23 protein-coding genes and 3 pseudogenes are annotated in these 22190 nt (G+C 60.7%); 14 read left to right on the forward strand and 12 right to left on the reverse strand.

Annotation, left to right across the window (positions count from 1 at the left end):
• Positions 1-34: 34 nt before the first annotated feature.
• From HFO99_RS33635 to HFO99_RS25320, 3 genes are all read left to right on the forward strand, one after another.
• Positions 35-535, forward strand: a complete 501-nt coding sequence (locus HFO99_RS33635; RefSeq protein WP_261323321.1) for a hypothetical protein — start codon at positions 35-37, stop codon at positions 533-535.
• 373 nt (positions 536-908) lie between these two features.
• A complete protein-coding gene (locus tag HFO99_RS25315; protein ID WP_222364289.1) occupies positions 909-1523 on the forward strand; it encodes a response regulator in 615 nt (204 codons plus the stop codon).
• A 320-nt stretch (positions 1524-1843) separates the two neighbouring features.
• Positions 1844-2116, forward strand: coding sequence for a BON domain-containing protein (locus HFO99_RS25320; protein ID WP_222364291.1), 273 nt, complete (start codon positions 1844-1846; stop codon positions 2114-2116).
• A gap of 225 nt (positions 2117-2341) precedes the next feature.
• Here the strand turns inward: HFO99_RS25320 and HFO99_RS25325 are convergent.
• The 3 genes and pseudogenes from HFO99_RS25325 to HFO99_RS25335 all read right to left on the reverse strand — a co-directional run bounded on the left by HFO99_RS25325 (position 2342) and on the right by HFO99_RS25335 (position 3793).
• Positions 2342-3402: pseudogene (locus HFO99_RS25325) on the reverse strand (Cj0069 family protein).
• Positions 3399-3548, reverse strand: coding sequence for a hypothetical protein (locus HFO99_RS25330; protein WP_155755873.1), 150 nt, complete (start codon positions 3546-3548; stop codon positions 3399-3401). Before HFO99_RS25330 ends, HFO99_RS25325 begins: the two are co-directional and overlap by 4 nt.
• A gap of 116 nt (positions 3549-3664) precedes the next feature.
• Complete coding sequence (locus tag HFO99_RS25335) at positions 3665-3793, reverse strand: hypothetical protein (protein WP_261323322.1); 129 nt, start codon at positions 3791-3793, stop codon at positions 3665-3667.
• A 508-nt stretch (positions 3794-4301) separates the two neighbouring features.
• Here HFO99_RS25335 and HFO99_RS25340 point away from each other — a divergent pair.
• Positions 4302-6524, forward strand: a complete 2223-nt coding sequence (locus HFO99_RS25340; RefSeq protein ID WP_222364295.1) for a choice-of-anchor Q domain-containing protein — start codon at positions 4302-4304, stop codon at positions 6522-6524.
• Positions 6525-7108: 584 nt separating this feature from the next.
• Here HFO99_RS25340 and HFO99_RS25345 read toward each other — a convergent pair.
• The 4 genes and pseudogenes from HFO99_RS25345 to HFO99_RS25360 all read right to left on the reverse strand — a co-directional run bounded on the left by HFO99_RS25345 (position 7109) and on the right by HFO99_RS25360 (position 9969).
• Positions 7109-7827 (reverse strand): annotated as a pseudogene (locus HFO99_RS25345) (sulfite exporter TauE/SafE family protein).
• On the reverse strand, positions 7827-8264 hold the full coding sequence (locus HFO99_RS25350; RefSeq protein ID WP_222364483.1) for a YqaA family protein: 438 nt from the start codon (positions 8262-8264) through the stop codon (positions 7827-7829). Before HFO99_RS25350 ends, HFO99_RS25345 begins: the two are co-directional and overlap by 1 nt.
• Positions 8265-8268: 4 nt before the next feature.
• Complete coding sequence (locus tag HFO99_RS25355) at positions 8269-8547, reverse strand: metal-sensing transcriptional repressor (protein ID WP_024323399.1); 279 nt, start codon at positions 8545-8547, stop codon at positions 8269-8271.
• A gap of 72 nt (positions 8548-8619) precedes the next feature.
• Positions 8620-9969: a cation diffusion facilitator family transporter gene (locus HFO99_RS25360; RefSeq protein ID WP_222364298.1), complete on the reverse strand. Its 1350-nt coding sequence runs from the start codon at positions 9967-9969 to the stop codon at positions 8620-8622.
• Between the two features lie 47 nt (positions 9970-10016).
• On the opposite strand from HFO99_RS25360, the gene HFO99_RS25365 reads away from it, so the two are divergent.
• The 3 genes and pseudogenes from HFO99_RS25365 to HFO99_RS25375 all read left to right on the forward strand — a co-directional run bounded on the left by HFO99_RS25365 (position 10017) and on the right by HFO99_RS25375 (position 11886).
• A complete protein-coding gene (locus tag HFO99_RS25365) occupies positions 10017-10442 on the forward strand; it encodes a hypothetical protein (RefSeq protein ID WP_222364300.1) in 426 nt (141 codons plus the stop codon).
• Positions 10443-10500: 58 nt separating this feature from the next.
• Positions 10501-11232: pseudogene (locus HFO99_RS25370) on the forward strand (HupE/UreJ family protein).
• Between the two features lie 18 nt (positions 11233-11250).
• Positions 11251-11886, forward strand: a complete 636-nt coding sequence (locus HFO99_RS25375; protein WP_222364301.1) for a transmembrane anchor protein — start codon at positions 11251-11253, stop codon at positions 11884-11886.
• 1 nt (position 11887) lies between these two features.
• On the opposite strand, the gene HFO99_RS25380 is transcribed toward HFO99_RS25375, so the two are convergent.
• Positions 11888-12034 carry a metal ABC transporter permease gene (locus HFO99_RS25380; protein WP_222336368.1) on the reverse strand — a complete coding sequence of 49 codons (147 nt, stop codon included), beginning with the start codon at positions 12032-12034 and terminating at the stop codon, positions 11888-11890.
• 39 nt (positions 12035-12073) lie between these two features.
• Here HFO99_RS25380 and HFO99_RS25385 point away from each other — a divergent pair, with 39 nt between their 5' ends.
• Positions 12074-12328 carry a hypothetical protein gene (locus tag HFO99_RS25385; RefSeq protein WP_222364302.1) on the forward strand — a complete coding sequence of 85 codons (255 nt, stop codon included), beginning with the start codon at positions 12074-12076 and terminating at the stop codon, positions 12326-12328.
• 181 nt (positions 12329-12509) lie between these two features.
• Positions 12510-12947 (forward strand): hypothetical protein, encoded by a 438-nt coding sequence (locus tag HFO99_RS25390; RefSeq protein ID WP_222364303.1) that lies wholly within the window; start codon positions 12510-12512, stop codon positions 12945-12947.
• A 91-nt stretch (positions 12948-13038) separates the two neighbouring features.
• On the opposite strand, the gene HFO99_RS25395 is transcribed toward HFO99_RS25390, so the two are convergent.
• Positions 13039-13650 carry a TetR/AcrR family transcriptional regulator gene (locus HFO99_RS25395; protein ID WP_222364310.1) on the reverse strand — a complete coding sequence of 204 codons (612 nt, stop codon included), beginning with the start codon at positions 13648-13650 and terminating at the stop codon, positions 13039-13041.
• A 147-nt stretch (positions 13651-13797) separates the two neighbouring features.
• Here HFO99_RS25395 and HFO99_RS25400 point away from each other — a divergent pair, with 147 nt between their 5' ends.
• Positions 13798-14703, forward strand: coding sequence for a class I SAM-dependent methyltransferase (locus HFO99_RS25400; RefSeq protein ID WP_222364312.1), 906 nt, complete (start codon positions 13798-13800; stop codon positions 14701-14703).
• 1 nt (position 14704) lies between these two features.
• Here HFO99_RS25400 and HFO99_RS25405 read toward each other — a convergent pair whose 3' ends face one another.
• The 3 genes from HFO99_RS25405 to HFO99_RS25415 form a co-directional block, all read right to left on the reverse strand.
• Positions 14705-15901, reverse strand: a complete 1197-nt coding sequence (locus tag HFO99_RS25405; protein WP_222364484.1) for an MFS transporter — start codon at positions 15899-15901, stop codon at positions 14705-14707.
• Between the two features lie 152 nt (positions 15902-16053).
• Entirely contained in the window at positions 16054-17469 is a 1416-nt protein-coding gene (chrA, locus tag HFO99_RS25410; RefSeq protein ID WP_222364314.1) for a chromate efflux transporter, read from the reverse strand.
• A gap of 16 nt (positions 17470-17485) precedes the next feature.
• Positions 17486-18469, reverse strand: coding sequence for a chromate resistance protein ChrB domain-containing protein (locus HFO99_RS25415; protein ID WP_222364316.1), 984 nt, complete (start codon positions 18467-18469; stop codon positions 17486-17488).
• 106 nt (positions 18470-18575) lie between these two features.
• Here HFO99_RS25415 and HFO99_RS25420 point away from each other — a divergent pair, with 106 nt between their 5' ends.
• From HFO99_RS25420 to HFO99_RS25435, 4 genes are all read left to right on the forward strand, one after another.
• Complete coding sequence (locus HFO99_RS25420; protein WP_315857821.1) at positions 18576-19523, forward strand: Fe-Mn family superoxide dismutase; 948 nt, start codon at positions 18576-18578, stop codon at positions 19521-19523.
• A gap of 14 nt (positions 19524-19537) precedes the next feature.
• Entirely contained in the window at positions 19538-20131 is a 594-nt protein-coding gene (locus HFO99_RS25425) for a chromate resistance protein (RefSeq protein WP_261323323.1), read from the forward strand.
• A 76-nt stretch (positions 20132-20207) separates the two neighbouring features.
• Positions 20208-20975: a DUF1007 family protein gene (locus HFO99_RS25430; RefSeq protein ID WP_222364319.1), complete on the forward strand. Its 768-nt coding sequence runs from the start codon at positions 20208-20210 to the stop codon at positions 20973-20975.
• Positions 20976-21029: 54 nt separating this feature from the next.
• Positions 21030-22031, forward strand: coding sequence for a murein L,D-transpeptidase catalytic domain family protein (locus HFO99_RS25435; protein WP_222364321.1), 1002 nt, complete (start codon positions 21030-21032; stop codon positions 22029-22031).
• Positions 22032-22190: the final 159 nt, after the last annotated feature.

Genomic DNA, 22190 nt, shown 5'->3' on the forward strand with positions numbered 1-22190 from the left:
TCTTCACCTCGGCATCTTCGGCTGGTGTGCCGGCATGGCCGGCAAGCCGGTGCAACGGATCATTCTGGCGGCGGTTGCTGCGGCGGTGCTCGGCTATCTCGCCTTCTGGGAAACAGTCTGGATCGGAACGACGATCAAGTATCTGACGATCTTCGCGGCACTCATTGCCCTTCTTTATATGCCGCGCATTCGCTTGCCTGCGTACATGGGCCGCCTGATGACCCTGATCGCAGTCTCTGCATTCCCCACTTACCTGCTGCACCGCTTCGTACCGGAACTGCTGATGACGCCGGCATCGGGCGCGCTGCCTATTCCAGTCTTTCACTTGCTGGCGATCTCCGGCGGCCTGGCGGTGGGCGTCATCGTCAACAAAAGCTGGGCGCAACTCCGGAACGGAATGGCAATGGCGCGAAACTCGGTCCGCCTCACGCAGCTCTATCGCCGCAGCGCCCCTTTCTTGAACGGCGCAAACGCTAACAGCAACCCGACCAACATTGAACGAACGGTGGCTGGCGGAGCGCCTCATAGCGCATGAGCTGAAGTGGCTATCGCGATGTTGGAGCGTGGTTCTGCTGCAGCGATTGAGCGGGCCGCGATACGAAGTCGACGCGCGCCCAACGGCAACCGCGGTGCCCGATGCCTTCAATTCCTCGCACCTCCCGCCACGACAACACCGTCTGGACAGCGCATTCGTGAGATTTAAGGATGCCCGGTGAACTGCGGCGGTGATGCCGCTTCGTGGACCGCTACGGGCGGCAAAGTCACGATATCAGACAGGGCGAACAAAAAGTGTTCAGTCGCTCCTGCAATGCCTCTCTGGACGTTTTCTAAAGTCTTGCCATGTCTGTCGAATAGCCTGTCGACAGGCGACCGATGGCTTTTCAGCCCGAGGAAATGGAGGGAGCAGCTTGACAGCCATTACGATAGCGATCGTGGACGACCACCCTCTTTTTCGAGAAGGGGTGAGCCGCACTCTGTCCGAAATGGAGGATTTCGTCGTTGTCGGTGAAGGGGCAAGTGCCGATGACGCGGCCACGCTGGCGGTGTCCCAAAGGCCAGACGTCCTTCTGCTCGATGTGTTCATGCCCGGAGGAGGGATCGAAGCGATTTCCGCGATTGTGGTGCGAAGCCCAGAGACAAAGGTCCTGATGCTGACCGCCTCGGAGGAAGTCGACCCCCTTCTCGCGGCGCTACGCCGAGGGGCAGCGGGATACGTTGTCAAGGGTATCGGATCACGCGGACTTGCAGACGCCATCCGAACGGTCGTTGGAGGCTCGAGATTCATCTCGACGACCATGCGGGCCAAGATAGTCGAAAAAAGTCTCTTCGGCAGACCGGCTTCACTGACTCCCCGCGAAACCGAGGTGATAGAATTGGTAGCCGAAGGACTTTCAAACAAGCATATCGGGCGCCGCCTGAATCTGCAGGAGAAAACGATCAAGCATCACATGACCGAAATACTGCTCAAGCTTGGCGCCAGCAATCGGACGGAAGCTGCAATCAGATGGCGCCAAGGCGACTAGTCTTTACTGCTTAACACAAGCGTCAGAGGAGCGAAGTCCTCCCACCTCTAATCGGACGAGGAGCATTTCCGGATCCGTTGCGGACATCGGACGCTCGACAGTGGTCGATAACTTGACGCGTCATCAGGGAGGTTTTGACTGGAACTCAGCGACATCGCTAAAACCTCCCTGATGTCCTTTCAACAAGGATCAGGAGAATTTAAGCCGGATCGTGCCTAGGGAAAGCTGGACTTAAGTCCGGCTGGCGACGTCAGGACACGCTGCTCATATGTCATGAGAGGTAACGTGAAGGTCCGTGGAGGGGCGGATAGGAGGAGAATATGAAGTTCGGCCCCGATAACTACAATCACGAAGAGCGCTGCTCGCAAGGCCATAGTTCGGCGTCGACGATCGCGACAATCGAAGCAGCCCTTTCCGCTGATCCGGATATCGACAGCAGTGCCATCGAGATCAGGATGCTCGGTCCTGTCGTCCTGCTCGAAGGCTACATAAGCAACGCCGCAGACCGCGAGAAAGCCATCTCGCTTGCTGCGATGTTCGTCGGCGAGGAGAACGTCCAGGATCGGATGCTGAGCCGTTTTCCAACGCAGTAGACAGCCGAATCCTACGGCTCGGACCAACGTCTGACCAAGCCCGGCATGAGGTCCTACGTCTGGAACACTTCCTCCATCTTTCGGTTTGGCTTCGCCGCGGATACCCGGGATCAATGCGCCGGCGGCAGAGTTACACTGCGGACCGGCTTAGAGTATTTCCGTTTTTCTTCAAATCACGAAAATACTCTATCTCTTTGTTTTCACGCAATTCCGGACGCAAAACCGCTATGCATTTTTACTGGATTGCTCTAGCCGCGACGCCATCGCGCGTGCAATCTCCGCAGGGGTTCGTCAGGAATGGCGAAGACGGAACTGACGTTGATCTCGCAGAGAACGTAGGTGTCGTTGCCTGCAGCGTCCGGTGACCCGTAAAGGAAATCGGCGTCCCAGATAATCGGCAACGACGCTTCCTCGATCCCAAGCGTCGACATCATTTCCGGCGTCCACTCACGTTCCATTCTTGTCCTCAAGGTCTGGAACGGTTCTGCGGATGCTGGATGCATGATCCGCGGACCGGGCTGAAGTGGTTCCCGACCCGGTCCTGACGGTGGCGTCACCAGCGCCTTGACCAGCTGTTGTCCGAAGCCCACGACCCTGCCTCCAGACATGTAGCAGCGGATCATGCCCTCGGGCAGACGGGACTGAATCGGCTGATCGACGATGCAGCCATCCTCGGTGAAGTAGGTATCGCAGCGGGAAATGAAGTCGGACAGGTCGATGGTTTCAGGGACACTGCCTGATTTCGCTTCCAGCACACTGATCAAGGTCGCATCGCCGGCGGGCGTTCCAGCGAGTTCGACCTTCCAGATACCTTGGCCGCCGTTGCCGCGGTTCTGCTTCAACACGCGCGGCCCGGCTGCCAGGAACGTTGGAACGAACGCCTGGCGAAAGTCCGCGGCGGTGCGATAGAGACGTGTGTCGACGCCCCAGCCGATATGCCTGGTCTCGTAGAGCACTTCCTTGACGCCCATCTTGAGGATCACGTCCGGATGCGCACTTACAATTCGGCCGGTTTCCGCCACCTGTCGCAGAAGCGGATCGAGGATCTTTCTCGTCTTCCCGGCGTCGAGCGGGTTCACCCAGACAAGCACGGCGTCGACGGCAAGGAGCTGTTCGAGGACCTCGTCGGCGAATTCTTCGTCGAAGACGGCGGGCTCCGGCGCAAGGCCCAATGCCGCGAGTTCTTCGAAGATCCAGTGGAAGCGGTTGTTCTCCGGCGTCGCCGCGCGCCGGGCGTCGCCGTCGCCGCGCCAGACGATCGCAATCCTTGAGGGCAAGTTCTTCATGGGTGCAACTCGAACGACAGACGATAGGTGAAGACGCCTCGACTGAGCTTGAGTTCCTGCTGGCAGCGGACGTCTATCAGCGTCTGGGCGCGGGGGCCGACGATCCGATTCAGCTTGTCAGGTGTGATTTGAAGAAATGACGGCATTGCGCGTCCTCCGTTTGTGCGGGTTCAAGGACGCGATTCTTCGGCCATAGCCTCGTGGGGCGATCGCTGCCCCATGATCCAAAGCTCTCAAAGCAGGATCGCCATGTCAAGCCGCTTCAGTTTTCAATCTGCTGCTCGGCGACGACGCCCGCCACAACCTCGTCGGTTCCGTTCGGATAGATTGGAAGGTCGATCGTTAGCGCTTCCTTCACGCCCTCGCGCTCGATCGCAAAGAACTTCCGCACTCGCCCTTGTCCCTTCTGCTCTCCAGAAGCCCGTGCTGCTCCTGTCGACGCGAAACTCCGTTCGAATGGCGTTTGTCGAATCGCTCCGGTCATTCCCTCTTATTCCGTCTCGATCCATACATTCGTTAGGGCAATTCTGCCCGAAATTGCCAATTTAGAAAAAAATGTCGATTCCGCCTTAGGTGGGAGGAATGTGGTCACGCCCCTCTGGTTTTCCTAAAGTTTTCAGTAGATGCATATCGCTCTAGTTGTAGAAGGAATAACTCGCGGTGCGCTAGATATTAATACTGCCACATTTTGGGCGAGTCGAGATTCCGCAAATATTTCAAAGCGAAACATCGAAGTGATTCGGATAATGTGGCAGCAAGATGGCTATGCTTCTCAAGTACTTACCGTCGCGCTGCGGTTGCGCCCTCCAGAATGTCGTCCTATAACCCGCCGCCGTAACGCCTAATTAACTAAAAATAGTAACCAGCAAACCAGAACGCTGGGGTTGAGGAACAAGATCATGACGACATACTACGTAGCGACGACCAGCAGCGGCGGCGGTAACGGAAGTGCCTCCACTCCCTTTCGCACGATTGGCGAGGCAATGGCAGCGGACCTTAAGCCCGGCGACGAGGTTGTGGTGCGCGCCGGCGTCTATAATGAGTCGGTGAACATGTACAAGGATGGTTCCGCCGCCGGCAACATTACCTTGCGGTCGGAGGTACCGGGTGGAGCGGTGATCCACTCAGCATCGGGCGGCGCAAATGGTATAAACATCACTGCTAACTATGTGGCGGTCGAGGGCTTCGAGGTCTACGGGAGCGATTCGCACGGCATTGTTGGTGATGGCGTCCACCATGTGAGGATCGCCAATAACGTTTCCCACGACAACGGTGCGTCCGGCGTCGCCTTCGCCGGATCCGACTTCATCACGATCGAAGGGAACGAGACTTACAAAAATGCGAGTTCCGGCTGGTTTTCAGGCATCTCTCTCTACCAGAACCGGAATATCACCGGGGCGCCGGACGATGGCAGCTTCCGCAACATCATCCGGAACAACATCTCGCACGACAACGTCACGAAGACGGGTGCGCACACCGATGGCAACGGCATCATCATCGACGATTTCCAGAGCACGCAGACGAGCGGTCATCCGAACTACACGTTTAAGACCCTGGTCGACAACAACCTCGTCTATGAGAACGGCAGCAAAGGCATCCAAGTTACCTGGAGCGACTCCGTCACGGTGAAAAACAACACCGCATACCACAACAATCAGGACCTGCTGAACGACGGCACTTGGCGCGGCGAACTCAGCAACGCGCAGTCGAGCAACAACACCTGGGTCAACAACGTCGCCGTCGCCGACCCGTCGGTGAACAAGAACAACACCGCGGTCGATAACACGTCGTACGGCGGCTATACCAACGCCAACGTCGTCTGGGCCAACAACAACACCTACAACGGCACGGCCGGCCAGGCCTCGGTCAAGACCGACGGCGGCAACGCTATGCCGAGCACGGCGAACGGCAACAAGCTCGGTATCGACCCGCATTTCGCGGGGGCAGCGAGCGACGACTTCCACCTCGGCTCCGGCTCGGCGGCGATTGACAGCGGAACCGCCAAGTACGGCGTCGGCTCGACCGATCTGGACGGCGACGCTCGCGTCGTTGGAACTGTCGATATGGGTGCCTACGAATCGGGCTCCGCCCCGGTGTCGGGAACACCAACGACGCCGACGCAACCGACAGAGCCGACCACGCAACCGACAACGCCGACCACATCGACGACGGTATACACCGGCACCGATGGTAACGACTACCTGCCACACACCGGTCAGTCCAACGGCGGCAACGAAACCTACAAGGGTCTCGGCGGCAATGACGTGTTGAAGGGCGGCGCCGGCGCAGACCTGCTCGACGGCGGTAGTGGCAACGACACGGCCAGCTATGACGGCTCCAGCGCGGTCAACGTCAACCTGGCGACTGGCGCCGCATCGGGCGGACATGCCACCGGTGACAAGTTCGTCAGCATCGAAAACTTGACTGGCTCCAGCTACGACGACGTGCTGACCGGCGGCAATGGCGGCAGCAACGTTCTCAATGGCGGGGCCGGCGCGGACAAGCTTAGCGGCGGCGCCGGCGGGGACGTCATCAATGGTGGTGCCGACAACGACACGGCCGGCTATGCGGGCTCCGGCGCCGTCAACGTCAACTTGGCGACTGGCGCCGCATCGGGCGGGCATGCCACCGGTGACAAGTTCGTCAGCATCGAAAACTTGACTGGCTCCAGCTACAACGACGCGCTGACCGGCAATAGCGGCAGCAACGTTCTCGATGGCGCGGCCGGCGCCGACCAGCTGAACGGCGGGCTCGGAAATGACAAGCTGATCGGCAAGACCGGTGCTGACATTCTGACCGGCGGCGGCGGAGGCGATACCTTCGTCTTCGATGTGAAGCCCGACAATATCAGCGTCGACAAGATCCGGGATTTTTCCTCCGCGGCGGGCGACAAGCTGATGCTCGATCATTCGATTTTCGCCGCGCTCAGCCTATCCGGATTTTCGGATGAGAATTTCGTTCTGGGAACGAAGGCGCTCGAGGCTGACGATAAGCTGATCTACGATCAGGCCAGCGGCCATCTATCCTATGACGCGGATGGAAGCGCAGCGGGCGCGGCGGTCCATGTCGCCGATCTCGACAATTCCGCAGCACTTCACTTCAATGACTTCCTGCTTGTCTGACCCCGTCGGCCCGTCGCCTTTCAGGCGGCGGGCCAACAGCATCACGGGTAGTCGCATCTCCTCCTCTTGCCGGCGCTTAAATCCCGGCCACATTCTCCGTTGACGCCACTCGCGCAGGTCAGGAGAAGCCTTCGCCCTGGATCGCCTATATCGCCCATTTCATCGCCGCGGCATTTCCGCGACCAACGGCATCCCACATTTCGTCGCTCCTCCGCGACGGCCGACTCTCTTCAAACCATGGACGACTTCTCAGTATCCTGAGGGCTGTCACCCTTTTAGACGGTCCGTTCTGTTGATTATCCATCCAGGTCAGACCGTCATCGGGTCCCCATTTACCGATGCCGCAGCGCTTTGCTTCGACGGCGAACTAGTGCATCTCGAGGATCTATTCTGCAGGGTGCGCGCACGGGCACGCCCAGTGAGGCGTACCTTACTAAAAAAGCCGCATCGCATCGAGGCGCGGCTCTTTCCTGGATGCCCGCCGGAGACCGGCGGGCCGATGTTTCTGAAGGGTATTAGCCGCGGAACAGCGTGAGGATGTTCTGCAGCGATCAAGGTCTGGCGGCATAAGCCCACACCAAAAATCAGGCGAAAACGATCTCATGAAGAGCGACGGCCACGAGGATCACGCCGGCCGCGGCCTCGATGGATTTCGAAACCACCGCCAGTAGCCGCGGCCGTGTGCTCATCAGGCGGGCGAGCTGTTCGCGGAACATCACGGCGAGGAGTGCGACCGCCGAAAGCGTGGCGCAGACCCCGAGCATCATAGATAGGGCAAAGAGCAGGCCGGTGATGATCACCTGATGGATCATCGCGAAGGTCATAACGAACAATGTCAGCGGACAGGGATCAAGCCGGCCATGAAGCCGACGGCAACACCTTCGCCGCTTGAATGGGTATGTGCGCGTCGAAACAGGGCGCTCCATACCATCCACAGACCGATGAGGCCGAGCAAGCCACGGCTGACGGCCTGAAGCACGGGAGCCGACCCTGCATCGACGAAGGAATGTGACGCCAGCGGCAGCGCGAGCAGTGCAATCAGCACCGCCATGCTCACATGGGTGAACGACAGAGCCATCGATACCAGCAGCGCCTTGTGGGCCTTCATCGAGGATCCCGTCAGATAAGTGGCGAGCACGGACTTGCTGTGGCCGGGCGTCATTGCATGGACGGCGCCGAAAACGATGCCCATCGGCAGGAAGGCGAGGAACGACGCCCAGCCGCCGCCCGCAGCAAATTCCTTTATGTGGCCGGCGAAGGCGAGGTAGATCTCACGCTGCACGTCGACAATCTGCTGGAACATTACGCAAGCCCCGTCGTCGCTGCTGCAAGCACGATATAGCGTCCCACTTTGGCGATGGACACCAGCAGGACGAATGTCGGCAGAGGTTCGCGCATGACGCCCGCCACGACGGTTATCGGATCGCCGACGATCGGCAGCCAGCTTGCAAGCAGCGACCACTTCCCGAAGCGGCGATACCAGCCTTGCGCACGGTCGAGCGCTGCCGGGCCGATCGGAAACCATCGCTTTTCCCTGAAGCGTTCGATGCCGCGGCCAAGCAGCCAATTCGACAGCGCGCCGAGCACGTTGCCGAGGCTCGCGACGGCAAGGAGCCAGAAGGTGGAAAACTTTCCGGAGAGGAGAAGGCCGACGAGAACGGCTTCAGACTGCATCGGCATGATGGTCGCCGCCCCGAGCGCCGCGGCGAACAATCCGAGATAGGCCAGCAGGTCGGCCATGCCGTCAAAGGTACTTGGTGATCGTCTTGAACTCATCGATGGACTGCCGCTTGTCGCGCGGCAGGGCGCCGACCGTCTCTTCGAGGCAGTGATCGAGATGATCCTGGATCAGCGTCCGTTTGGCGTTGATGATCGCCTTCTCCACCGCGGAGAGCTGCTGGGCGATGTCGAGACACGGCTTGCCTGCCTCGATCATCGTGATGACGCTCTTCAGATGACCCTCGGCCCGCTTCAGGCGCTTGACGATCTCCGGATGGGTGGCGTGAGTGTGAGGTTCGGTCATCGTGTCCATATTCTCGATCCTTCCGAGGAGAAGGGCGCTCGACCTTACGCCGGGGACCGCCTCCGGGACAAGTCAGTGATGATGGCCTTCCGGCTCTTCCATTCGAAACGGAAGGTCGTCGACGTCGACGCCTGCCATCAGCTTCAGCACCGCGTCGAACTCGTGCGGCTCGGCCGGAGCGACGTTGCTGATCAAGGCGTGATGATCGGTCGGCGAAGGGAGCAGCGGCAGCCGCTCGACGAGACCATCGCGGGCGATCTCGACGACGGCCTCGAGTCCCCTAGCGTGTTTCGAAATGGAGAGCCGCATGCGCTCACCCTCCGGCGTGTCGACAATCTCCAGCAATCCAGTCGCCAATCGGGAACTCACCGTGAACGCGGCGGGTGCGTGGTGATGCCCGTGGCCGCGATGACTGGTGGGCGCTTCGGCGGCGGCCTCGGCGATCTGGATGGTCGCCGTACCCAGCGCCGGAAGATGTGCCTGGAGCTCATTGCGAAGCGTGGCCACGATGACCTTGGCATCCGCGACGGGCTTGTCGCCACTAACCGAGATCGTAACGTCGGCATGGAGTTTATGGCCGATCCAGCGCGCCTTGACGTCCGTCAGACCACCGATGCCCTCGACATGCTCTGCGGCATGACGGATCTCGTCGGTGATCCCCGGCTCGACGCCGTCGAGGCTGCGGGTAATGATGGCGCGCGCCGATTGCCAGACGATGCCGAAGATCGCGATGGTGATCAGCAGGCCGATGATCGGATCGGCGAGCGGAAAGCCGAACCAGACCCCAACGGCGCCGAGCACGACCGCCAAGCTCGTCAGACCATCGGTGCGGGCGTGGTAGCCGTCGGCGATCAGCGCGGCGCTATTCATCTGCCTGCCCACACGGATGCGGAACACCGCCACGGCCTCATTGCCGATGAAGCCGATGACGCCGGCGACGGCTACCGCCAGAAGCTGGGTGATCGGCTGCGGGTTCAGCAGGCGATCGATTGCCTCATAGCCGGCGACGATGGCGCTGAAGAGAATGATCAGCACGATCAGCATGCCGGCAAGGTCCTCGACCCGGCCGAGGCCATAATTGAAGGTTTTCGACGGCTTCCGCCTGACCAGCGTGAAGGCGATCCACAGAGGAATTGCCGTGGCGGCATCGCCGATATTGTGGATGGTGTCGGCCAGCAATGCCACACTGCCTGAATAGAACACGACGACAAGCTGCAGAGCCGCGGTGATCGCCAGAATGACGAACGACCACTTGATCGCCCAGATGCCGCGCTCGGACGAGGCGATGCTGGGATCGACGACGCCGTGCGTGTGACCGTGGCCCCCTGCCTCTCCATGCGAGTGGCCGTGCGAGCCGTGACTGTGGCCATGGGATTGACCGCCTTGGCCGAAGCCGAACCATTCCCTGATGCTGACGAACATTGCAGACCTCTGATTGATTGTGCCGATCACCTATCCCCCTGGAGGGGATGCGTCAAGTTGGTTTCTTGTGTGCGGATCCGAACAAGGTTATCAAATGCGGCATGATTCATCGCCAGGACAACAGATCGAGCATGCTCGCCGCCTTCGTGGCCGCGATCGGCGTTTTGCTGTATGCGTTCGTTGCATTGGGATCGCATGACCCGGGACTGCACATGGCGTCGAACGTCATCGCGGCCGGCGACCATAGTCATGCGGGCGGCGGACACTCGCACGACGACTTCGACGTTGAGCCAGAGGCGAGCGCCAACCACGACCCCGATCATCACCATGCCGATCATACCCACGAGAAGGCCGGCCTGCTCGGCTCGACCGGATCGAGCCTGCGGTCTTTGACCGCGGTTTCTTATTCGGATCATTCGCGCGCTCTTTCGTCCCGACCTCCCTACGGTATAGAGCGGCCGCCGCGTCCGTGACCTCGTTCTAACCGACGCCGCTCAGGCGGCCGTTTCAACGATTTCACGGAGCTTCCAAATGAAGCAATCCACTTCCGGAGGCGGAAGCCGCGCGCTCGTGCCGGGTTTCTCCGTCCTCCAACCTTTGCTTGCGTTGCTATCCCTCCTTGTGATGGCTGGTGCAGCGGCAGCCCACGCCGTCGCAGAAGGCGACAAGGGCTATATCTAGGAGATATCGGGGACCAATCTGATCCCGTTCATCTACTTGGGCGCCAAACATATGGTGACCGGATACGACCACCTGCTGTTCCTGTTCGGGGTAATCTTCTTCCTCTACAGGCTGAAGCACATCGGCATCTATGTCAGCCTCTTTGCCGTCGGCCACTCGACGACGATGCTGCTCGGCGTCTACTACGGCTGGAACGTCAGCTCCTATCTGATCGACGCGATCATCGGCCTGTCGGTCGTCTACAAGGCGCTCGACAATCTCGGGGCGTACCAGCGATGGTTCGACGTCCAGCCGAACACCAAAGTCGCCACCTTGATCTTCGGCTTTTTTCATGGCCTCGGTCTGGCGACCAAGATCCTCGAATACGACATCGCCGAGGACGGGCTGATACCGAATCTGCTCGCCTTCAATGTCGGCGTCGAGATCGGCCAACTCATCGCCCTGACGATCATCCTCATCGCCATGAGTTACTGGCGCAGGACGTCAAGTTTCCTGCGCCACGCCTATACCGCCAACGTCATCATGATGACCGCCGGCTTCGTGCTGATCGGATATCAGCTCACCGGCTACCTCGTCGCATAATCACGGAAAGGAACCCACATGTTCAATTCACAGGCACCCGCTCTCGACGACCTTCCTTCGTCGAAGCAGCTCATCAGGTCGACCGTGATCGCGGCGGCGGCAGCGGCCGCCATTCTCGTCACCGTCGTGCTTCCGTCGGAATACGCGATAGATCCAACCGGCATCGGCTCGGCACTTGGACTGACCGCGATGGGGGAGATCAAGACCCAGCTCGCCGAGGAAGCAGAGATGGATCGCGTGAACTCTACCGGGACAATGCCGGCGAGCCCGCAGCAGGGATCGTCGCTGATCGACCGCATTATTCGTGAGTTCGGCATCTCGCGGGCCCAGGCCCAGGAGATGCGAAAGGATGAGATGTCGGTGACCCTACAGCCCGGCGAAGGCGCGGAGATCAAGCTGACCATGGTCAAGGGCGCCAAGGCCAATTACGCCTGGAGCGCGAATGGCGGTAAGGTCAACTTCGACACCCATGGCGATGGCGGCGGCGAGAACGTCAGCTACCAGAAGGGCCGCGGCGCTGCCGATGATTCCGGCATCATCGAAGCCGCCTTCGACGGCAACCATGGCTGGTTCTGGCGCAATCGCACCAGCGAACCGGTCACGGTCACGTTGACCACGGATGGCGCCTATACCGAGATCAAGCGCATGATGTGATCTAGCGGGCCGCGTCTTCGGGCGCGGCCCATTCATGACCAGCAAACGTTTGGCCACGAAGAACCAGAAAATAGCCGACCGTGCCAGAAAGGATTGCAACAATCGTCGCCGCCGCGAAGGCCTGGCGCATGAAGTCGTATTCAAACATGATGTTCTTCCCGGTTGACGGCTGACGATCGCATCCATCGTGATCATGCCGGTGTGGCTGGTGCTCGACATCTTGGCCACCAGCCATCACGAAAATCCGACCATTGACGTGCATCACGTCGATCTGCGACCCGTAGAGCCGCGACAGGATCGGTGCCGTGACAACGTCCTCCACAGCGCCGAGAGCAGCCTGGCCTCGTCCGACCGGCTCGGTCTGCCGTTGAAACAGTTGCTGCTTGCTGTCGATGATCTCTCAACCAGCTTCCTCTTGTGGAAAGCAGGGTATAAAATGTGATTTTGGCTGCAGGCCCGGATCGGCCCGATGCCGATGGGCGGATCTGGCGCTCATGCTCTCAGTGCGGACGAAGCTGATGACCCGTATCACCGCCATGCTCATGGCAGCGCTTTTTTGCGACTGCGGCGCCGGTCACGCCGAAGAATAGCTCTCGGCGTTCGACCTTTTCAAGAGTCGCTGCTTGACCAAGGGCTCAACCTTCGACCGAACGGCGTCGATTGCGCGGGCGCGGGGTTGGCGACCGCTACCATTCGATCTGGTGATCAGCTTGGCGCCGATGGAGAACGCAGATCTTGCCGAAGGTTGGATGATTGGCCATCGCGGAAACTCGCAATGGCAGGCGATTGTGGTGACGAGGGCGACGGTTAGTGGCACCGCTGTTGAAAGTTGCACGGTCGCCGCCTCGGGCGTTGATAGCGCGGTGTTCGAAAGGGAGTTTTTCAATCTGACGGATGCTGAGCCGGTTCGCGAAGAGCGCAGCCCGAGCCACGTTCATAAGCTGTTTACCTTAAATCCAGCGGGGCGACGGGAGACGATCACCCTAACCTTGCCAGTCGAGCCGGCGGGACGGGATCCGCTGGTGGCAAGTGTCGTCGCTGAGGCGCAATGGGAGAACTGAGCCTGACGCGTTCAAAATCAGCTACCGGCACTTCATGAAAACCTCGTGCCATTACCGGAACCGAGTGCCGGCTTCGATGCTGCGGAGCGGTTCACGAAGGATGGCGCTTACCACCTGCATCGGTGGGGGCGTCTAGCGCCGTCTTCACCCCATCGAAAACCATTTGCTGGAACGTCCGGTCGATATCGGCGGGGGAGATGTCGGCATCGTGATCAAGCCACCAATGCATCACCTCTAAAAGTGCGCCGACGACGAAGCGCGTGGCGATCTCAAGCTCGATGCTACTTTCGCAGTGGCCGGAAAGATCGGTCAGTTCCCGGCGAACCTGCTTGCTGATCCAGTCGTGGATCTCTTCTGGCGTTTCGCGCTTCGACCCGCCGATCAAGGCGCGGTGCATCGCCCGCGTTGCGAGCGCGTGCTCGAACACCGAACGACTGAAGGAGAAGCCCTTGGTATCTGGCTGCGAGCCACGCCTTGTGTCGCTTGTCCGCAGGGGCTTCAGATGCTGGTCGATCGCTGCTTTCCTTAGGCAATCCTTGTCGGGATAGTGGGTGTAGAACGTCGAGCGTCCGACATTGGCTTGCCTGCAGATGTCTTCGACGGTGACTGCCGCATATCCCTTCTCGACAATCAATTTGACAAGTGCCTGCTGCAGAAGGCCGCGTGTGCGGGCAACACGACGATCGATCGATCCGACTGGCACCGCGGGCGTCCTTTTCCGGTCATGGGACGGTCAACCGTCCAGTAATGGGCGCATCTGCTGGTCGCGACCAGTAAAACCGATACTGGACACAGTGTCCACTATCGTATGCTTCTCCTCGTCAGAAACCGATCGACAGGAGACGATGTGATGCATCAACGACTTTTTGGAAGAATTCATCAGCGGCGGACGCAAACGGCGGTCATCCTCATCAAGGTGGCGGTGGTGGTTGGCGCATTCTTCCTGTTCGGACAGGCGAACGTGCTCTTCTCCTTGGGCATTCCCGCCCTGGTGCTCCACGCCGGCCTGCTCGCCGCAATCGCCATTCTGGCGATGTGGCCGAAGGTTCACGGCCGGATTGCCGTGCCGGCTCAGGAGTCGGCTTCCGCGGAGACGAAGGCGCCGCATGTTGGCATTCTGCTCCATTCTGCGGCCCGCTACGACGCGTTGGCGTGGCTTCTGACCGGCGGCCGCGAGCGTGCTTTCCGTCAAAGGATCCTGAGCTTCGCCAGGCTGAAGCCGGGAGACACGGTCCTCGATGTCGGCTGCGGTACCGGCACCATCGCGCTGCTTGCCAAGCAAAGGGTCGGACCGAACGGACGGGTCGGAGGGATCGACGCGTCTGGCGAAATGGTCGCACGAGCCATGGCGAAGGCCGAGCGGGCAAAGCTACCAATCGCGTTTTCGACGGGAACGGCTCAGGACCTGCCCTACGAGGATGGGGAGTTCGACGTCGTCCTCAGCACCCTGATGTTTCATCACCTGCCAAAGCGAGGCCGCGAAGAATTCTGCAGGGAGGCGCTTCGTGTGCTGAGGCCGAATGGTCGCTTGGTCATCATCGACTTTGCTAAACCGCTGCACCGAAGAAGTTTCTTTCGTTTCCACCGCCATGGCCAAGTCGATGTCGACCGGGTCGCGATTGACCTCGAAGAGTCTGGGTTCAACATCGCCGAGCGCGGTGAGGTCGGGACCAAGGGGCTGTGTTACCTCGTTGCGCAGCCGGTCTCCAGCATGCCAAGTCAGGAGGCCACGCAAATGGAAAACGGAGGCAATTAACTCAACTTTCCTCAGGTGGCTTGAGGTGTCGGAACTGCCACAACAGCAGCAAGTCGTAGGTAATTTTCAAAGAAGCGCAGATCAGGAGCGGCCACGCTCGAAACGACGCAGCGAAGAGAGCACCGGCGAGCGCGGGGCTTGCGGCTGCAGCAAGGCTTCGCGGCACGGATGTGAAGCTTGCCGCCGCAGCGCGCTCGGCCTCCGACACGACCGCCATCACATAGGAAGAGCGGGTCGGAACATCCATCTGCGAGAGTGCTGCCCGAACGAGCAGCAAAGCGAGCGCCAGCGGCAAGGTCGGCGCGAATGCGGCGAGGCCCAGGGCCAAACTGGACGGAATGTGGGTGAACACCATGGTGTTGATGAGCCCGACCCGCTTCGAGAGCCATGCAGCGACCGGGAACGAGAAGGCCGACAGAACGCCTGTCCAGAAGAAGAACACCCCTGCCTCGGCGAGCGAGAGATGGAAGCGTGAAAACAGCCACAGCGCGAGCAGCGACTGAACCACGAACCCGCCAGCGAAGGCATCCAGACTAAAGAGAGCCGCGAGCTTCAAGACGATGGCGCGCGAAGGTCCGAGTGCCGCCGGTTTGGCGTCTGCGTGACTCACTGGACGAGGTGGTATGCGAGCATAAAAGAGGCCGCCCACGACGCCAACGACCGCGTAGAGAACGAACATCAGCTTGATGGCGGTCAGTTGCATCAACCCGAACGGTGTTATGAATTCCGGCAGAGCGGCGGCCAGCGCGCCGACGGCGCTGGCGAGCGCTCCGACCAAGCTGTAGCGGGCAAACATCTTCGTTCGATCGAAGCTGGTCACCTCGCGGGCGAGCACGGCGTGCTCAAGCGGTACGAAGATGCTGACGCTACCGGCCGACGGATTGATCGTGCCGGCAAACGCGACCACCAGGAGCAGCGCATAGTCGTTGACCATAGACATCAGGAGGCCAGTCGCCACCATCAGGCTGGCGGCTGCGATCAGCAAGCCCCTGAGATCATGACCCGCCCCGAGAAACCCGATGGCGATCGTCAAGAACGCAGAGCCGAAGAGGGATGCGGTGGCGATGATGCCGACCTGCAAGGGCGAGAATCCGAGAGCCAGCAGGTAGACCGGCAACAGGATGGCCACGAAGCCGTCGCCGAAATCACGCAAGGCCCGCGCCGCGAAGAGAGTGGTGGTCGGTTGGAGGACTTGCACGGGTGTGTTTGATCTCCGTCGGCGACGATGTTCTTGGAAAAGCCTGCGCGTCCGCACGCACCCTTTGGCACTGGGCTGAGCCTGCGCGCTTAGCTCATCGGTTTATGCATGTCGTGATCCCGACACCGCTCCTCACTCCCGGCCGGCATGCATTAGACCCAGCCCATCAGTAGCCCATACAGCAATCCAGCGAGTGAGCAGGCGGCGAGCACCGTCAGCATGCCAACTTTGAAGCGGAACACAGCGATGACGGCGCCAACAGTCAGGAGCAGCGACGGGACATTGACGGAACTCAGCACCGGGAGATCGACGGCTATGCCGAGGCCACGCGCTTCTTGGAGATCTGTAAACAGCACATGTAGCGCAAACCAGATGGCAAGATTCAGGATCACGCCGACGACGGCGGCGGTGATTGTGGCCAACGCGGCGGAGAGCGCCTTGTTGTTGCGCATGGTCTCCATGAACGGCGCGCCAAGGAAGATCCAGAGAAAGCAAGGGACGAAGGTCACCCAGGTGGTCAACAGGCCGCCTAATGTACCGGCCAGCAGCGGATTGAGAGCTCCCGGCGCGCGATAGGCGCCCATGAAACCGACGAACTGCGTCACCATGATCAGCGGGCCAGGTGTGGTTTCAGCCATGCCGAGGCCATCGAGCATCTCGCCGGGCTTCAGCCAATGGTATTGCTCCACCGCCTGTTGGGCGACATAGGACAGGACGGCATAGGCACCGCCGAACGTGACCATCGCCATTTTCGAGAAGAAGATCGAGATGTCCGTGAAGACGTTGCCCTGTCCGAGAAAAAAGAGAAGTGCAAGGACCGGCCCGCCCCAGAGCAGCAACCCGATTGCCGCGACCTTGAGCGACCAACTGGCCGGTGGGCGGGCGTGGGCGGGAACCTCTTCGCCGAGGACGCTATCGGCATCGGCGACCTGTTTGCCGCCGACCTTGCCATGGCCATTGCCTGCGCGGAATGCTGCCCAGCCGGCCCGGCCGCCGACATAGCCGACGATGCCGGCGGCCAGCACGACGAGCGGGAATGGGGCGTGGAACAGGAAGAGTGCGATGAATGCAGCGGCGGCGAGTCCGATCATCACCTTGTTCCTCAGGGCCCGCCGGCCAATCCGCAGTACGGCTTCAAGCACGATCGCCAGAACCGCGGCCTTCAATCCGAAGAACAGCGCCTGAACGGCCCCGACGTTGCCGAAGATGGCATAGATCCAACTCAGCGCCATGATGGCGACGACGCCGGGGAGCACGAACAGGATACCCGCCACCAGTCCGCCCCTGGTCTTGTGCAGCAACCAGCCGATATAGATCGCAAGCTGTTGCGCCTCTGGTCCCGGTAGCAGCGTGCAGTAGTTCAGCGCATGCAGGAACCGGGTTTCGCCGATCCAGCGCTTCTCCTCGACGATGATCCGATGCATGACGGCAATTTGACCGGCCGGGCCACCGAAGCTCAGGGCGGCCACGCGCGCCCAGACGCGGACTGCTTCGCCAAATGTTATCCCGTGGGAGGGCGTATCAGCGCGCTGGACTGATGTGGCGTCAAGGCTCTCGATCTTGTTCATGATTGGTGTCCGTGTATCAGTCGCGCTTCGCGCGGAAATATTGGTAGAGGTTGTCGAAGATCGGGCCGCCCTGGGCGATCCGTTGCTCGTCCTGCGGATTGGCCGCGCAGATCCCGGCGATCAGGCTGGCGATGCCGGTTGTCTCCTCGCGCCCGAATTTGGCGTCCTTCAGATCGATGTTGTGAACGATCTCGGCGATCGCCTGGAGTGCCGGATCCGTAATACCGGCCCTGGCGAGCAGGACCTCGAAACTGCAGTGGTCGCCTTCATGGGTGATCTCGCCCTCGAACATGTCGAAGCGAACTTCGCCCGGATTGGGGACGTAATCTTTGCCCGGCACGAAGCGGATAATCGCATCCGGATCGATGAAGCGTCGGATGAGCCAACCGCAGGCAATGCGATCGACGTGCACGCCCTTGCGGGTGATCCACACGCGTCCCTTCAGATCGGCCGGGGTGAGCGGCGTCATTTTGGGGTCCTCGTTGATCATCTCCATGTCCTCTGCAAGTCTGCTCTCAAGTTCCGCGATCAAGCTCTCCGCCGAGAGGCGGCCGGTCGCCCCGAAGAAATCGATCGTGGCGATGTCGACGATTCGCTTGCGCAGCCGGCCGGTTTGTGTCCGAAGCTCGGCCTTTTCATCGGCCGTGGCTGTCTCCAGCCGAGCTGAAAGCGTCCGAGCCTCGTTGGCGATCGCCTCATAGTCCTCGTCCCGGGCTGCATCGAATAGGGAGCGCGCCTGAGCGTCGGAAAGGCCGTCGATGAGGCGCGCCTCGCACACCATGGCCTCGCCACCGCCTTCGAGGATCTCCTTCAAAAGCCATTCGAAATCCTCTTGCGTCTCGGCGTTTGCAGGCAGCGCGTAGACCGTGCTCTTGACGGCGATGGCGCCGAGGCGCTGCAGCCGCCGCCAGATCTTCACCCGGAAGTAGGCCGGTTTGCTCGGCAGTTGATGGATCAAAAGCAGCCAGCGTTGCTCCACCGGAATCGCGTTGTCATTCATGTTTAAAGCGTATCATCAAAATCTCAGAAAGCAACACTTGTATCATTTCAGATTCGGGCGTAGCCTTCCGCCAGTCGTGTTAAGTGAGGGCGCCATGCACCGGATCATGCCACTACCTTTCAAGCCGCCACGTCTCGACGGCCTCTCCGAGCGGCTGTTGGCCAGCCATTACGAGAACAACTATGGCGGCGCAGTGCGCCGCCTGAATGCGATCGAGCGACGGCTCGATGAGCTCGACTGGAGCGCGGCACCCGTCTTCGACATCAACGGGCTGAAGCGGGAGGAGCTGATTGCCGCCAACTCGGCCATCCTCCATGAAATCTACTTCGACGGGCTCGGTGGGTCGGGCGATGCGGCCGGCGATCTCGGCGCGGCGCTGGAGCGTGATTTCGGCAGTGTCGCCGGCTGGCGCAATCGGTTCACGGCTTGCGCCAAGGCACAGGCGGGTGGGTCGGGCTGGACCTTGCTGGTCTGGTCCGAGCGCCACCGGCGCCTCATGATTCAGTGGGGAGCGGATCACACCAACTGCCTCGCCGGCAGCGTGCCGATCCTGGCGCTCGACATGTACGAGCACGCCTATCACATCGACTTTGGCGCCAAGGCGGGCGTCTATGTCGATGCCTTCATGAAGAACATCCATTGGGAGCGTGTCGGCGCTCGCTTCCGGCGGCTGACTGAGCGGCTGCCCGACATTCCTACGATTGAAACCGTGGGGCAGGATGACGTCGCGCCGGAGGATCTGCTCGCTCGCCTCCAACGCCAGGAAGAACTTGCCGTGCTCGACGTCTGTCTCGCGGAGGACTTGCCGAAGCGCGGCGACATGCTGCCGGATGCGATCGTACGGCCTTCCGAAACGATCGCCGGCTGGGCCGACGAACTGCCCCGGGACAAGCCAATCGTCGTCTATTGCATCTACGGCTTCCAGGTCAGCGGCGATGCCGTCGCCGAACTCCGGCGCCGCGGTCTGGACGCACGGGCCCTCGCCGGCGGAATTGCCGCCTGGCACGCGATCGGCGGTCCGACCGTCCCGTTCACAACTGCTGAAAACCGTTGAAGGAGGTGAGTGCGATGAAATGGGTTACCCGCGAACGTCCGGTCATCGACCGTATCGCCTGCCCTTGGCTGATCGCGCGGTTCATCGACAAGGAGCCGGAGTTCCTGTTCGTGCCGCCGGACCAGGTGATCAAGGTGGCGGAGGAGACCGGCGCCACACCCTACGATGTGCCCGGCGTCGAATATACGCATGTGGGTGAGGGTTGCAGTTTCGATACCTTCGTCGACAAACATGGACTGGACAGCGATCCGGCAATCGTCATTATCGCTGCCATCGTCCGCGGCGCCGACACCGACAGGCACGACCTGACGCCGCAATCGGCAGGGCTGCTGGCAATCTCGATGGGGCTTCGGGACGTAACGCCTGACGATCATGAAGTGCTGAGGCATGGCTTCGTCATCTATGACGCCCTCTATGCCTGGGGCCTCACGCCGCAAAACCGAGACACACAGCTGGCCACCCGCTATGAAGCCGACCGCAGCTTGAGCTCGACAAGGTGGATGTGGCGCGGCCGAGCGGCGGGCGTCGCGTCAGCCATCGCTTTTGCCACGCCGTCCGCCTTCGGCGGGAAGTGCTGGCGAAGGCGACTGCGGACGCTTCGAAACTGATCATACTTTGCCAGATGGCAAGACAGAGAGGGACTTTCACGGTATGAACTCGCGAGCGGTCTCGCGACAGTCTAAGATGCGGATAATCCTTTCGGGTAGTCGACTGCCGAAATGCCGCGATGGCATCGGCGGCGACTTCAACTTAAATCGGACGCAATCATCACGACATTCGCATCGTGTGACATCGTTCCGCCAGCTGGTCTCCATCAATCTTTGCGTCCTCGCCGGGCTAGCCGTCGCCGGTGCTCCGACAGGCGCGGAGGCCCACCCTCATATCTTCGTCGACGCGATGTTCGAGGCGGTCGCGGGCGGAGACGGTAGCCTGGTGGAACTGCGAGACAACTGGCGCTTCGACGAAGTCTTCTCGTCATCGGTGCTTCTCGACTACGATAAGAACCGCAACAACACTCTCGACCCTGCGGAGATAGCGGCGGTCGCGAAGACGGTGCGGGAATCGCTTGGCCAGTACAACTACTACACAAACATGACGATCAACGGCAAGGCGGTGGCGCTGGCTAAGCCAGATGTCGTGCAGGGCACCTATGAGGACGGCTCCCTCACGCTATCGTTCAGTCAGAAGCCGGTGCAGAAGACGCCGTTGAAAGGGTTGATCGTATTCCGGGTCTTCGACCCGACGCTCGATACCGCCCTGGACTTTGCCGACGACACGGCCATGAAGACGTCAGGCGACAGTTTCGGCCGATGCACGCGAAAGGTCGTCAGGCCCGGTTCTAAGGAGATCCTCGCGGAAAACCAGGCGATGCTGACCACTATGTTCTTCAACGACCCTACGGGGACCGACTATTCGCAGATCGTTGCCACCCGGCTCGAGGTTCGTTGTTAAGCATTCTTCAATCGTGATGGCGGACCTTCGCAGATCTGATTCGGGAGGATATACGTGAATCCCCAGCTCAAACTTCTCAAATTCTTCGGACTGCTCGCAGCCGTCGCCTGTTTATCGGCGACCTCCGATTCCTTGGCGTCAGAAGGGGCGTCCCGGCTTCCGGATTGGCTGAACGCGCATGTCGGCGCCGGAACCGGCGAGATCGCACCAGAGGTGCTGGAAAGGGCGCGTGCACTCTACCTGGAGCAGGTTTCGCAAGGCAAGGTCCGAAGCGCCTGCTACTTTGCCATGGACGCAACACGTCCGAACGATCTGACCGATGGGGCGTCGGGAGGCCGGTTCTATATCATCTGCGAGGCAGAGCGGTCCTTTCGGGTGATTTCCTCGGGTCATGGCGGTGGCCGCAACCTGCAGGGAGTCGCCAACTTCACCAACGGACGGCGGTGCGCCAAGAACTTCGGTAATGCCCTCAACTCCAATCTGACCGCAGGAGGAGCCTACCTCACGAGCGAGATCAAGACCTCCTTCAAGGGCTACTACAGCGTTTCCCCAAAGCAGGATGCATTGCTGACCAGATCGTTCGTGCAGTTCGACGGCATTGGCGAGACCGGCAACGCCAGGGAGCGCGCGATAGGCGGACATGCCTCCGCACTTGTCTCAGGCATCTGCATGTTGAAGAAACCGGACAGTCCATACGCCAACAGCGACGGATTTGTTCCTCGTGGGAAGCTTGTCACCTATGCGGGCGGCCGCAGCGACGGCTGTACCAGTTGGTCGCCTTCGGAGACGCCTCAGGTGCTGTCGATGGTGAAGGACAATCCGACGACCCTCTACATCTATCCCGGGTCAAAAGACATCGCCGCGGTCTCCAAGGCCGTGGCGGCGGGCCAGTCGCCCACGCGTCTCGGCCTGTACTGGAACGCCTCTTGTCTGCAGGAGATCGGCGTCCCAAGATTCTGGCCGAAGGAGACGCTGGAGCCGATCATCACCAAGTTCGTCCAGGATCATCCCGCACCGCCGCCGCGTCCGGTTCCGATCTGTGAACGGTCACCTTGAGTATATGCGGGGCCGAACCGAAGGACGTTAAGATCCGTCTTCTAACGGGATTTTCACCTGCTGGTCGGACACCGGCGTTGCGACTCAGCGGATTAATACTTTGAAGTCAGGGCGGCCGCGTCCGATCGGGCGACGCTCCGACCGGCGCGTTCCAGGTTG

Origin of the sequence: Rhizobium leguminosarum (assembly GCF_019798305.1) — a bacterium.
In the GTDB taxonomy this organism is placed as follows: Bacteria; Pseudomonadota; Alphaproteobacteria; order Rhizobiales; family Rhizobiaceae; genus Rhizobium; species Rhizobium leguminosarum_U.